Origin of the sequence: Streptomyces sp. NBC_00442 (assembly GCF_036014195.1) — a bacterium.
In the GTDB taxonomy this organism is placed as follows: domain Bacteria; phylum Actinomycetota; class Actinomycetes; order Streptomycetales; family Streptomycetaceae; genus Streptomyces.
The window spans coordinates 3,915,045-3,928,123 of the sequence record NZ_CP107918.1 but is presented as its reverse complement, the minus strand read 5'-3'; the positions used below and the strand labels follow the sequence as shown (position 1 = coordinate 3,928,123).

The following is a 13,079-nucleotide window of genomic DNA, read 5'->3' as shown; positions in this document are numbered from 1 at the left end:
GGAGCGCGGGCCGGCCGGCTCAGGCGCGGGTGAGGGTCCGCTCGTAGAGGTCGAGGGTGCGGCGGGCGGCCCGGTCCCAGCCGAAGTGTTCCTCGGCCCGCGCCCGGCCCGCGTCGCCCAGGCGTGCCGCGTGCGCCGGGTCGGCGAGGAGCCGGTTGACGGCGTCGGCGAGGTCCGAGGCGAACCGCTTGGGGTCGAGCGGGGTTCCGGTGCCGTCCCGCTCCTGCTCGATCGGCACCAGCAGACCGGTCTCGCCGTCGGCGACCACCTCGGGGATGCCGCCGGTCGCGGTCGCCACGACCGCCGTGCGGCAGGCCATCGCCTCCAGATTGACGATGCCCATCGGCTCGTACAGGGAGGGGCACACGAACACCGTGGCGTGGGTGAGGAGTTGGCCGAGCGACACCGTGTCGAGCATCCCGTCGATGCGTACGACGCCGTCCCTGACCCGGCTCAGCTCCTCGACGAGGCCGGCCGTCTCGGCGGCGATCGCCGGGGTGTCGGGCTGTCCGCAGCACAGCACGAGCTGGGCGGCGGGGTCGAAGGCGAAGGCGGCCCGCAGCAGGTGCGGCAGCCCCTTCTGCCGGGTGACGCGGCCGACGAACAGGACGATCGGGCGGTCCGGGTCGATGCCGTACCGCTCCAGGGCGGTGGTGGCGTGGTCGGGGCGGTGCGCCTCGGTGTCGATGCCGTTGTGCACGACGTGCACCCGGCCGGGGTCGATGTCCGGGTAGACCCGCAGGATGTCCTCGCGCATGCCGTGCGACACGGCGATCAAGGCGTCGGCGGACTCCAGGGCGGAGCGCTCCACCAGGCAGGACAGCGCGTATCCGCCGCCCAGTTGCTCGGCCTTCCAGGGGCGCAGCGGCTCCAGGCTGTGCGTGGTCACCACGTGCGGGATGCCGTACAGCTGCTGGGCGAGGCGGCCCGCGCCGTTGGCGTACCAGGTGTGGCTGTGCACGAGTTCGGCGCCTGCCGCGGCGGCCGCCATCGTGACGTTGACGGCGAGGGTGGCGAGGACGGGGTTGGCGCCCTCGCCGAGCGCGGGTTCGGCGTGGGCGAGCACGCCGGGCTCCTCGCGGGCCGCACCGAAGCACTGCACCCTGAGGTCGGTCAGCGCGCGCAACTCGCGCGACAGCTCGGCGACATGGACGCCCGCGCCGCCGTAGACCTCCGGCGGGTACTCCTTGGTCAGGAGGTCGACGCGCAGGCGTGCGGCGGACGGGCTCTGCGGGGTTTCGCGGGTCGGCTGCGGATTCATCGGCACTTCCTGAGGTCGGAGGTCGGCTCGGGCCGCCCTCGCGCGCCCGGCCGGGACGGCGCCCCGGGCGCACGAGCCGGCGCACGGGGGCCGCGGCCGTGGGGCGCGGGCGGTGGGAAGGGGCCCCGGGCCGTGCGGCAGCGGGAGCGGAACGCACGGCCCCGGGGGCCCCACCGCGACGCTACCGAAAGAGAGCTGACGTAGCGTCAGGTACGGGCGCGCGGACGCCCCGCGAACGCGGCCGTCCGGGTGCCCCGGTCGCGAATCGCGTGCCGGGCGCGGTGCAGCCGCAGCGCCAGCTGGACCTCGACCGCCCGCACCGGCTCCTGCCAGCCGGGACCGAGCAGCTCGGTGATCCGCTCCAGGCGTCGCGAGACGGTGTTCGCGTGGACGTGCAGGATCTCCGCGGCCCGCGTGGGGCTGCCGCCCGTGCCGAAGTACGCCTCCAGGGTGGCGACGAGCGCCGTCGCCTGGTGGGCGTCGTAGTCGAGCAGCGGCCCGACGGTCGAGGCGATGAACGCCGCCGCGTCGGGCTGTTCGGCGAGCAGCAGCCCGAGGAAGCCCAGTTCGCGCGGCGAGCCGACGCCGCCGTTGTCCCCGAGCGCGACCACCGCGTCCAGGCAGCGCCGCGCCTCCCGGTGGGTCGGGGCCACCTGTGCGGGGCCGGTGGCCGGGCCCGCCGCGCCGACCGAGACCGGCCGGCCGAGCACCGCCGTCAGCTGGTCGCGGGCCCGTGCCGCGGCTGCCGCGGGGTCGGCGCCGGGCAGCAGCATCACCACGCCGTCCCCGTCGGACAGGCGCAGACCCGCGTGGCGCCGCGCATGGGCCGCGGCCCAGCGCGCGGTCTGCTCCCGCGCGCCGCCGCCCTGCGGGCGGGCCACCACCACGACATGGGGGGCGGCGAGGTCGATGCCCAGCCAACGCGCCCGGTCGGTGAGCCGGTCCGCGGAGAGCGCCGAGCCGCCGAGCAGTTCGTGGAAGAGCTCCTCGCGCAGCCGGTGTTCGGCGAGCGCGGCTCCCTCGTGCATCCGCAGCAGCACCGAGACGGCCTGGGTGAGGGCCCGCATCATCGGCTCCTGACCGCTCGCCGCGGGCTCGCGCGGCGCGACGACGAGGGTGCCGAGGACCTCGTCGCCCGCCATGGCCGGGCAGAACCAGAGCCCGGCGGCCGACGCGACGGGGGTGCGGGCGGCGTGCGCGTCAAGAGTGCCGCGCTCCAGGTCCACCTCGGCCGTCTCGGGGAAGTCGCCCGCCGACGCCAGCACCGCACCCCCCGCGTCCCGGATGACGAGCGCGCCGCCCAGTTCGGCCGCGGCCCGCTCGGCCAGCTCGTGCGGAGGGACGCCGCGCAGGGCGAGATCGGTCAGCCGGCTCTGCACGTCGAGCAGGTGGTGCGCGGCCGAGCCGAACTCCATCGCCCGCGAGGTGACGAACTCCAGCTCACCGATCTCCCTGCGCGCCCGGTCGAGACGGCGCGCCCTGGCGATGGCCGCGGCGGTGAGGTCGGCGAGCGAGGACATGAGGCTGATCTCGCACGGGGTGAAGGAGCGCACCGCGCGGTGCGCGACGTACAGCACACCGAGCGCGCTGTCGCTCTCGGCGCAGCGCACCGGCACCGCCACCAGGGCGCGCAGTCCTTCGGCGCGCACCATGTCGTCGGCGCCGCCGTGGTGCGCGAACCGGTCGTCGGCGAGGTAGTCGGACGTCCAGAACGGGCCGCCCCGGGCGATGGCCGCGTTGCCCGCGCCCTCGTGCGCCGGGTGGGGATACGCACGAGCGAACGGCGCGGTGTGGCCGTCCGACGCGCACACGGCGAGCCGGCCCTGGTCCGGATCGCGCACGCTGACCCAGGCGGTGTCGAGGCCGAGCAGCAGCCTGGCCCGGCGCGCCACGAGGCCGAGCAGCGCGTCGAGATCGTGCGGCAGCGCCAATTCCTTTGCCAGATCGACGAGTTCGGACAGGCCCGCCTCGCGTCTGCGGCCGCGCGCGAAGCCCTCCCGCACATCGAGCGCCAGCGCCCTGGCCCGTTCGAGCAGGGCGACATGGGAGGGTTCGACCCCCTCGGCCCGTGCCCGTGCCAGCGGCTCGTCGAAGCTGCGCACGGGTGCCTGATCGGCGAGCAGTTGCAGCAGGTGGAACAGGCTGTCGTACGCCACGGTGTCGCTCGTGTCCTGCACGTGGTCCTCCCCCGTCCCCGCGATGGCCTGAATCGCTCGACCGTTGGGGAACCTAGGGGCCGCACACCGACCGCGTCAACCACATCTTGCTATGTAAAACCCCAGTTCAAAGGGGGTAAAAGGTGAGCGGGTCACCGCCCGGGTGCGGTAAGTAGTCGTCCCGGCACCTTCCTTGGCGTCTGACTCAAAGGGCAGGGTGGTGCCGCCGGAGCTCCGACTCGACCGGCACGGGGGCGTTTGCAATGGTGAGTGATGTGGTGGACGCGATGGCGCCGGGGGGCGACAATCCGTCGCCCGACGGCCGGCCGGCGGCGCGTGCGCTGCCGCTCACCGGCCTCGACGCCTACCGCTCCGAGCTGACCCGGATCGCGGGTCACGACGAACGCGTGGTCTGTCTCGAGGCCGGGCCCGACGGCGTGCAGGGCCACCCCTTCGAGGCGGCCCGGCCCGACCGGTTCTTCCGGCTCGGCACCGTCGAGGTGGCGATGGTGGGGATGGCCAAGGGGCTCGCGGTCGCCGGGTTCCGGCCGTTCGTCAGCACCTTCGCGCCGCACCGGGAGACGGAGAACCTGGAGCTGACCATCGGCTACCTCTCCGCCGGCGCCACCGTGATCGCCCCGTACGAGGGCGCCCCGCTCAACTTCGCCGCGCTGCGCCGGGTCCCCGGGGTCATCCTCGCCTCTCCGTACGGAGAGGCCGAGACCCGTGCGGTGGTGCGCGTCGCCGCCCAGTTGGGACGGCCCCACTACATCCGCATCGGCCGCGGCACCCGCCATGCCTCGCTGCCCTGGGAGGGCGCGGGGCTGCCCATGGTGAACTGGGAGTCCACGGGCGCGCCCGCGTGGCCGTGCCTGGTGTCGGCGGGCGAGACCGGGACCGCACTCGCGCTCGCCGCCCGGCGCGCCGCACCCGCGCTCGGACACGCGCACCTGGTCTATCTGAGCGGGGCGCCGCTCGCCGCGGCGGCGGAGCGCATCGCCGCGCGGCACAGCCGGCTCGTGGTCGTCGGGGGGTACGCGAGCGACGGTGGCCTCGCCCAGGAGCTGGCCGCCCTGCTGCCGGGGTGCGAGGTCGTGGGGGTTCCGCTCGGCCGCGGCGAGCACGTGGGCGCGGCGGAGGTGCACACCGTGCTGGAGGCCGCGGGCCTGGCGGGGCCGCGCGGCTGAGGCTCGCGGCCGGCCGGCCGCGAGGCGTGCGGTCAGGAGGTCGCGGCGCCGCGCGCCGGGCCGTCCTCCAATATCTCCGACTGGGCCAGGAGATAGGCGAGATGGGCACGGCTGCGGCCACCGAGCAGCTCCGACGCCTTCTTGATGTGGGTGGACACCGTGCGGGTGCTGATGCCGATCCGGGTGCCGATGACCGCGTCCGTGTGCCCCTCCACCATGAGCCGGAGCACCGTGCGCCGGGTCTCGTCGGTCATCAGGCGGGGCCGCACCTGCTCGGAGGTCCTGCTGACGGGCTCGGCCCGTGCCCAGGCGTGGTCGAAGACCTTCACCAAGTACTGCACCACGGCGGGGTGTTCGATCAGGAGCGCCGTGGTCTTCAGTTCGTGTCGGGGGTCGGGGATCAGCGCGACGCGGCGGTCGAAGACGATGAGCCGGTCGAAGAGCTCGTTGAGGGTGCGCACCTCGGCGCCCTCGGACGTGACCTGCTCGATGTAGGCGAGCGTGGGCCCGTGCGCGCGCACGGTGTGCTGGTAGAGGGTGCGCTGCTTGACGCCGCGCCGGGACATGGCGATCTCCTGCGGCAGGGTGCGCGCGAGCGCCTCCGGGTCGCGCGAGCCGCCCGGCTGCGCGGTCAGCATCTCCGAGACGCAGTCGTCCCTGGCCTGGAGCAGCGCGGAACTGATGACGTCGGCGCCCTGCAACAGCCGGAGCGGGGTCGCGGACTCCCGGTGCTCCTCGCGGTAGACGTCCTCGGCGTGCGAGACCGCTTCCTGGATGGCCGCGATGGTGTGCTGCTGGACCAGGACCGCCCGCTCCATGGGGCGCACGAGCTCGCTGGTGGCGATGTCCGGCGGGATCGCCGCCCAGAGGGCCGGTGTTTCAGCCAATGGCCGCAGCAGCCCCAACTCCAGGAGGCATTCGGGAATTTCACCACCAATCGGACCCTTCGCCAGAGCCTCCCGGTACCGCTCGAGCCCCCAATCGCAGGGTCGTATCACAGTGGCTTGTGGCTTGATGTCCGGGTTTCTACACATGTGCCTCCCCTTCTTGTTTCTGCATTGCGCAATCACGATGCTAGCGAAAACCGGGCCGGGGGGTTTTTCTGCGGCATGCTTCGTCTGACGGAAGACCTGGTAGGTCTTTCAGCCATAGGGGAGGCAATCATGAACTTCAACCAGACGATGGTTCAGAGAATTACCGCCGGTCTCGCACTGGCCCTCGCCATTGCGTTCGGCACTCAGGTATCGGCCGGCACCGCCTTTGCTTCCACCGCCCAGCAGAGCGGCGGCGCAACGCCCGACGACTCGAACTGGACCGCGATTCACGCCGGTGCGCCCAGCGGTGTGAACACCGAGGACGACTCCAACTGGACCTGATCCCACAAGGGCCGGACGGGGGCGAAATGAGTACGGATCAGGAAACAGTCGGCATCATCCTCGCCGGGGGCAGGGGAGAACGGGCCAAGCCCATCACCCTCAAGTCGGCGGACTACATTCGCAGCAAGGCGCTCATTCCTTTCGTGGGACGCAGCCTTATCGAATGGGTACTTGAAGCCTGCCGGGAACAGGGAATCCGCCGTTTCTACATCGTGACCCACGGCCTGGAGAACCGCGATCAGATCAAGCTCCTTCTCGGCCACGGAGAACGCTACGGCGTCGAGATCAGCTACTCGCGATCGCGCTTCGACCGCTACAACGTCGGCTCCGCCGGGGCCACTTTGCACAACCTCGAACAGTGGGATCTTCAGGGCCGCGCCCTGGTGCTGCCCGTCGACTCGCTCTTCGAGTTCGACCTCGGCGCGATGACCGCGGCACACGAGGCGTGCGAGGCGCTGGTGACGGTCGCATCGGTGGCCCGCACCGCTCAGGAGATCGCGGCCAAGTACGGCGTCATGCGGACCGGGAACGACGGCCTGGTCCAGGGCTTCGTCGAGAAGCCGCACGCCGGCGACCTGCACGAGCTGTTCCCCGCGACGGCCCACGACCCGCGCACCACGCTGCCCACCAACGCCGGCATGTACCTGGTCGACTGCGGACGGCTGCGGCTGCTCGCCCGGGAACCGGAGCTCTTCCGGCAGTCCCACCAACGGCTCGACTGGGGCGGCGACCTGCTGCCCTGGCTGGTCGAGCGCGGCCACCCCGTGGCCGCGCACACCATCGGACGCCTCGGCGACCTCGGCAACGTGCCGGACTATCTGGAGACGGTCCAGCTCGTGCTGGACGGCGCGTACGAACAGATGAACCGGCTGATGGACGCCCCCGACCCGGAGGCGGACGGCGCGCGGCGCTGGATCCATCCCAGCAGTCTGCGCACCAAGGACGACCTGACCGGCACCACCCTCGCGCAGAAGCTCGACGAGAAGACCGTGGTCATCGGTCCCGGCGTCCGCATCGGCCGGGACGTGGAGATCGGGTACGGGGTGCGCCTGGAGCACGCGGACATCGGCGACGGGGCCGAGGTCCGCGAGGGCGCCACCCTCGTCAGGTCGGCCGTCGGCGAGTCCGCGGTGATCGGCGCGTACGCCGAGGTCTCGGACAGCTACGTCGGCCCCATGGCGGAGGTCCACTCCGAACGCGGCCGGCCCGCCCGTCTCGAGAACCATGCCGCCATCGGCGACGGGGCCGTGCTCTGGCCCGGTCTCCGCTTCAGCGGCATCACCGTCTACCCGCGCCTGCGGGTGCCCGCCCTCACCGGGGTGCCCGCGGACACGGAACTGCGCAACTCCGACGACATTCTGCGCTGGGCGTGACGCAACGCCGGCCGCCCGGCCACGGGAGAGGAGAAGCATGCACGGCCCCATTGCCCCGCACGGTCCCATCGCGGTGATCGGAGGCGCGGGCAGGACCGGCACTCTGGTGACCCGGCGGCTGCACGAACTGGGCGCCCGCGTCAGGGTGGTCAGCCGCGACCCCGAGCGGGGCGCCGCACCGCTGCCCCGCCAGGTGGAGGTGCACCGCGCCGACGTGCGGCACGCCCCCACCCTCGCGGACGCGCTGCGCGGCTGCTCGGCCATCGTCTTCGGCGTGGAGCCGGGCACCGCCGACACCGGACCGGACTCGCCCGAGTCCACCGTCCACGACGGTGTCCGCAACGCCCTCGCGGCCGCCGCGGAGCAGGGCGCACGCCCGCACTTCGTTCTGATCAGCCAGATATTCGTGACGCGCCGCGAGCATCCGATGAACGCCTACGGCCGGCTCCTGGACTGGCGGCTGCGCGGTGAGGACGCGGTACGGGAGTCAGGTCTCCCCTACACCGTGGTCCGGCCGAGCTGGCTCACCGACGACCAGTCGGTGGGCAACCGGGTCCGCCTGGAGCAGAACGACCGCGGCTACGGCTGGGTCTCGCGCGCCTCGGTGGCCGAGTCCTGCGTCCAGGCGCTGCGCGCACCGCAGGCCGCCGGCCGCACCTTCGAGATATACAGCGAGCCGGGCGCCGCCCCGGACGACTGGCCGGCCCTGTTCGGCCACCTCGCCCCCGACCGGGTGCTGGAGCACCGGGTCGCCTGACCTCACCCCGGCCGGCGCCGCCGCGCGCCGTGCCGGCCATCCGACCGGCGTGCGTCTGGCCGGCGGCCCACCCCGACCGGGCGGCGCGCCCTCCCGGTCCTCGATACGACGAGGGCGGACCCCGACCTTCCGCCCCGTCCCCCCTGCCCACCGGCCATTCCCCCGTGCCGGCGGGCCAGGAACCGGGGCCGGCCCGGCCCGGCGGACACACTCCGCCGCGGCCGCCGGCCCCGGTCTCCGCACCGAGGCTGTAGATCAGCTCTTCCTGTGACCGTGGCCTCGACGATCCCCGAATTCCCGTGGAGAGGGCTGGGTAATAGCCGTGGTAGCCGCCGTACCTGAGCAGAAATTGCCCGACGAGATTTCCCCGGAGATTGTCACCGAGTTCCTCAACCGGGCACTCGCCTCCATTCCGCGCGCCGATCAGCGGCGCTGGGGCGACTTGTACGTACGCGGCCTGCTCTCGGTCGACGGGAAGAAGACGATGCGCGCACTCGCCGGAAACGGGCGGGGCAGCGTGGAGCAGAGTCTCTACCAGTTCATCAGCAAATCGCCGTGGGACGCGATGCCGGTGCGCCGTGAACTGGCCCGCCTTTTCCAGGGTCTGACACAGCCGCGCGCCTGGGTCGTCCAGCCTTTGGTCATCACCAAAGTGGGCCGTCATTCGGTGGGCGTGGAGCGGCAGTTCGTCTCGCAATACGGACGAGTAGTCAACTGTCAGCAGGCGATGGGCGTGTGGCTTGCTTCCGACCGTGTCAGCTGCCCCGTCGACTGGCGGCTCGTGCTGCCCGAGTGCTGGACCGACGAGCCCGGCATGCGCGAGCGGGCCTCCATCCCCGACGACGTGGGGGCCTGCCCGCCCGAGCAGTGCGCGATCGGCTCGCTCGCGGCGATGGCCGATGAGTGGAGCCTGCACAGCCGACCGGTGGTGATGGACCTGCGCGAGACCGACCCCTACCCCGTGTGCGGCGATTTGACGTCTCGTCAGATTCCTTTCGTGGTGCGCGTCAGCCCCGCCTCCTCGCACACCTCGCTCGATCCCGGACCGCACGCCGCGCGGCCCGGCCTCACCGCGACGCTGAGCCGCCACCAGATGCCGGTCGAATGGCTCGACCACACCACCGACACGCTGCGCGCCACCTCGGTCGGCGCCACCCGGGTCCGGCTGCGCGACCGCCACACGCCCTCCGAGAGCCAGGAGTTGCTCCTGCTCGGCGCGTGGACGACCGCGGGAAGACCGGCGCCCGACGAGTTCTGGCTCACCAACATGCCCCAGTCCCAGCTGGGCACCGTCTACCGCACCGCGATGCTCAGCCGCCGCGTCGAGCGCGACCTCGCCGCCTACGGCGACCCGCTCGGCCTGCGCGACTTCGAGGGACGGTCCTTCCGCGGCTGGCACCACCACATGACGATGGTGTCGCTCGCCCACGCCATCCGGGTGCTCACCGCCCCGCAGCCGGTACGGGCCGTCCCCGACCGGCGGACCATGGAGGCAAGCGCCGCATGACCAGCACCGAACCGGGCCTGTTCATCACGGAGTTGACCGAGGGCGAGCGGATAGCGGCAGACCTGCGCCGCCTGCTGCCCTCCTGGATCCGCGCCCAGCGCTGGTTCGCCGGCAAGGACCACGCCCTCGCCGAGGCCGAGCCGGTCCTCGTCGACGTCCTGTGGCCCGGCGAGCCCGCCCTCGTCCACACCGTCATACGGACCGGCCCCGACGACTGGTACCAGCTCCTGGTCGGCGTGCGCGCCGAGCTGCCCGGTCACCTCGGCGCCGCCACGATCGGCCACGGCACCGCGACCGCGGGCCGCGTCCTGTACGACGCGACCGCCGACCCCGAGCTGATGGGCCGCCTCATCGAGCTCCTCGGCGCCGAACGCCACGACGCGGCCGTGGAGTTCCACCGCATGCCCGGCGCCGACATCCCGGCCGGGCTGCCCGCCCGGCTGCTCGGCGGGGAGCAGTCCAACACCTCCATCGCCTTCGGCGACCGCATGATCTTCAAGGTGCTGCGCCATCTGGTGCACGGGCCGAGCCCCGAACTGGAGCTCCTCGGCGCCCTGCGCCGGGCCGGCAGCGTGCCGAGCGCCGCACCGCTTGGCTGGCTGCGCACCGCGCCCGGCGCCCTCGACGGCGAGATCACCCTCGGCATCCTCCAGGAGTTCGTGCCCTCACACGGCGAGGGCTGGGCGCTCGCCGTGGCCGAGGCCCGCGCCTGCCTGACCGGCGCGTGCGACACCGTCTCGCCGCTCGGCGGGTTCACCGAGGAGTCCCGCGCGCTCGGCCGCGCCACCGCCGAGGTGCACTCCGCGCTCGCCGGACAGCTCGGCACCGAGGCCCTCACCACCGCCGGTGCCACGCGCCTCGCCGACACCCTGGGCGTACGCCTGGAGACGGCACTCGCCGAGGTGCCCGCCCTGCTGCCCCACGCGCGGCAGCTGCGGGCCATGTACCGCGACCTCGCCGAGGTCGCGGGCAAGGGGCTCGACGTCCAGCGCATCCACGGCGACCTCCACCTCGGCCAGGTGCTGCGCGGCGAACGGGGCTGGGTGCTCATCGACTTCGAGGGCGAACCCGGCCGCCCGCCCGAGGAACGGCGCAGTCCGCAGCCCGCGCTGCGCGACGTCGCCGCGATGCTGCGCTCCTTCGACTACGCGGGCCACCACGCGCTTGCCGAAGTGCTCGGCGCGCCGCCCGGCGAGCAGCCCGCACGCGATCCGCGGTCCATCCGCCTGGCCCACCGCGCCTCGGCGTGGGCCGTCCACAACCGGCGGGCGTTCTGCGCCGGCTACGCCGAGGCGGGCGGTGCCGACCCCCGGGTGCGGCCCGTGCTGTTGCGCGCCTTCGAGGCCGACAAGGCGGTGTACGAGGCGCTGTACGAGGCCCGCAACCGCCCCGAGTGGCTCGCCATCCCGCTGGCCGCGGTCCGCAGGCTCGCGACCTGGCAGCGCCCGGCGGGCTGACGCCGCGGCCGGCCCGACACCGTACGGGAACCCTGAGGACGAATGGGAACGATGAGCACACCACCACCTGACGCACCCGGCCACCGCACCCCGGTGCGGTCCCACGACATCCGGGGCACCGCCCCCGACGGGCCCGACCGACCCGACGGGGCCAACAGGTCCGGCGCGCCCGGCAAGGCATCGGGCGAACTCGACGAGGCGTCGGGAGGTTTCGGCATCGAGGTGGCCGACCCGGCGGCGGCGCTCGCCGCCATCGAGGCCGCGTACCGGGCCGGCGGCCTGCGCCCCGACCGTGCGGGCGGCCTCACCGTCCGCCTGGAGAACGGCAGTTGGTTCACCGTGCGCTCCGTCGGCAGCGGGCCGGCGCTCCGGTTCACCGCCGGAGGCGCGGACGCGAAGACCGTACGACAACTGGGTGACGTGGTGCTCGCGCTGGTGCGCGGCGTCGGACTGGAGGCAGCGGCATGAGCGACTCGACGAGCGTCGACTTCTGGTTCGACCCGATCTGCCCGTGGTCCTGGCAGACCTCCCGCTGGATCCTCGAAGTGCGCCGCCTGCGCCCGGTGACCGTGCGCTGGCACGTGATGAGCCTGGCCGTCCTCCAGGACAACCCCCGGCTGCCGCGCGCCTACCGGCAGATGCTGGCCGAGGCCCGCGGGCCCGCCCGGGTGTGCGCCGCGGCCCGCGTCGAACACGGCGACGACGTGCTCGGCCCGCTCTACACCTCGCTCGGCACGCGCTTCCACGAGCGGGGCCTGCCGCAGGACCGGACCACCGTCGAGACCGCCCTGCGCGAATGCGGCCTGCCCACGCGCCTCGCCGACGCGCTGGTCTCCCACGCCCACGAGGAGGCGCTGCTCACCTCGCACAAGGCGGCCGTGACCCTGGCGGGCGACGACGTCGGCACGCCCGTGCTCGCCCTCGACGGCCCCGCCGGCACCGGCCGGGCCGCCTTCTTCGGACCGGTGGTGACGCCCGTGCCGCGCGGCCAGGACGCGGTGCGGCTGTGGGACGGCCTGACCCTGATGGCGGCCACGCCCGGCTTCTACGAGCTGAAGCGGAGCCGGGGATGAGCGCGGCGCGGCCGGTCGACGCGGCCGTCGTGGGCGGCGGCCCCGCGGGCCTGTCGGCCGCCCTGTACCTGGCGCGCTACAACCGCGAGGTGCTCGTCTTCGACACCGGCCACGGCCGGTCCACCCACCACCAGGTCAACCACAACTACCTGGGCTTCCCCGGCGGCATCCCCACCGTCGACCTGCGCAAGCTCGGCACCGAGCAGCTCGCCCGCTATCCCCGCGCCCGGATCGCGCACCACCGGGTGACCGCCGTCGAGGGCGACGCGGAGCGCGGCTTCACCCTGCACGCGCAGGACCTGAGGTGGCGGGCCCGCACCCTGGTGCTCGCCACCGGCGTCCTCGACCACTTCCCGCACTTCCCGCACTGGGAGTCGTACGTCGGCCGCTCCATGTTCTGGTGCATCACCTGCGACGGCTACGAGAACCGGGGCCGCTCCATCCTGGTCGTCGGGCACACCGACGCGGCGGCCGGCGAAGCGATGCAGCTGCACAGCCTGACCGACCGGGTCCGGCTCCTCACCAACAGCGCACACGACGAGATCAGCCTGAAGTTCCGCGCCAGGCTCGCGGCGGCCGGCATCGGGGTGATCCACGACCGGATCGCCGAACCCGAGGGATCCGATGGGCTGTTGACGGCGATCCACACCCGGGGCGGCCTGCGCATCCCGCTGGACTCGCTGTTCTCCATCCAGGGCGCCACGCCCGAGACGGCCCTCGCCCGCCAACTCGGCGTGGATCTCGCGGAGTCGGGCTACGTCGTGGTCGACACCGAGCAGAAGACGTCCGTGCCCGGGGTGTACGCGGCGGGCGACCTCACCGCGCTCCACTCCCACCAGGTGACCTCCGCCGTCCACGAGGGCGCGCAGGCCGCGTCGGCAGCCAACTACTTCCTTTATCCACCGGAGTTGAAGGCCGACTGACCGTTCCGG

12 protein-coding genes are annotated in these 13,079 nt (G+C 73.3%); 9 read left to right on the top strand and 3 right to left on the bottom strand.

Annotated features, from left to right (window positions below):
* Positions 1–19 precede the first annotated feature (19 nt).
* Both glgA and OG432_RS17665 read right to left on the bottom strand, forming a co-directional pair.
* Positions 20–1,210, bottom strand: coding sequence for a glycogen synthase (gene glgA, locus OG432_RS17670; RefSeq protein WP_443058580.1), 1,191 nt, complete (start codon positions 1,208–1,210; stop codon positions 20–22).
* A 257-nt stretch (positions 1,211–1,467) separates the two neighbouring features.
* Positions 1,468–3,438, bottom strand: a complete 1,971-nt coding sequence (locus tag OG432_RS17665; protein WP_328311905.1) for a helix-turn-helix domain-containing protein — start codon at positions 3,436–3,438, stop codon at positions 1,468–1,470.
* Between the two features lie 242 nt (positions 3,439–3,680).
* On the opposite strand from OG432_RS17665, the gene OG432_RS17660 reads away from it, so the two are divergent.
* Positions 3,681–4,604, top strand: a complete 924-nt coding sequence (locus OG432_RS17660; RefSeq protein WP_328311904.1) for a transketolase — start codon at positions 3,681–3,683, stop codon at positions 4,602–4,604.
* A 32-nt stretch (positions 4,605–4,636) separates the two neighbouring features.
* Here the strand turns inward: OG432_RS17660 and OG432_RS17655 are convergent, their stop codons facing one another.
* Positions 4,637–5,491 (bottom strand): helix-turn-helix transcriptional regulator, encoded by an 855-nt coding sequence (locus OG432_RS17655; protein WP_328311903.1) that lies wholly within the window; start codon positions 5,489–5,491, stop codon positions 4,637–4,639.
* Positions 5,492–5,767: 276 nt separating this feature from the next.
* Between OG432_RS17655 and OG432_RS17650 the strand changes: the two genes are divergently transcribed.
* From OG432_RS17650 to OG432_RS17615, 8 genes are all read left to right on the top strand, one after another.
* A complete protein-coding gene (locus tag OG432_RS17650; protein ID WP_328311902.1) occupies positions 5,768–5,980 on the top strand; it encodes a hypothetical protein in 213 nt (70 codons plus the stop codon).
* Between the two features lie 26 nt (positions 5,981–6,006).
* Positions 6,007–7,353, top strand: coding sequence for an NDP-sugar synthase (locus OG432_RS17645; protein WP_328311901.1), 1,347 nt, complete (start codon positions 6,007–6,009; stop codon positions 7,351–7,353).
* A gap of 37 nt (positions 7,354–7,390) precedes the next feature.
* Entirely contained in the window at positions 7,391–8,110 is a 720-nt protein-coding gene (locus OG432_RS17640) for an SDR family oxidoreductase (RefSeq protein ID WP_328311900.1), read from the top strand.
* A gap of 349 nt (positions 8,111–8,459) precedes the next feature.
* A complete protein-coding gene (locus OG432_RS17635; protein WP_328311899.1) occupies positions 8,460–9,617 on the top strand; it encodes an IS701 family transposase in 1,158 nt (385 codons plus the stop codon).
* Positions 9,614–11,074, top strand: a complete 1,461-nt coding sequence (locus OG432_RS17630) for a maltokinase N-terminal cap-like domain-containing protein (protein ID WP_328311898.1) — start codon at positions 9,614–9,616, stop codon at positions 11,072–11,074. Before OG432_RS17635 ends, OG432_RS17630 begins: the two co-directional genes overlap by 4 nt.
* A gap of 51 nt (positions 11,075–11,125) precedes the next feature.
* Positions 11,126–11,542, top strand: a complete 417-nt coding sequence (locus OG432_RS17625) for a hypothetical protein (RefSeq protein WP_328311897.1) — start codon at positions 11,126–11,128, stop codon at positions 11,540–11,542.
* Entirely contained in the window at positions 11,539–12,147 is a 609-nt protein-coding gene (locus OG432_RS17620) for a mycothiol-dependent nitroreductase Rv2466c family protein (RefSeq protein ID WP_328311896.1), read from the top strand. Before OG432_RS17625 ends, OG432_RS17620 begins: the two co-directional genes overlap by 4 nt.
* Positions 12,144–13,070 carry an NAD(P)/FAD-dependent oxidoreductase gene (locus tag OG432_RS17615; protein WP_328311895.1) on the top strand — a complete coding sequence of 309 codons (927 nt, stop codon included), beginning with the start codon at positions 12,144–12,146 and terminating at the stop codon, positions 13,068–13,070. The genes OG432_RS17620 and OG432_RS17615 overlap by 4 nt, the downstream gene beginning before the upstream one ends.
* Positions 13,071–13,079 lie beyond the last annotated feature (9 nt).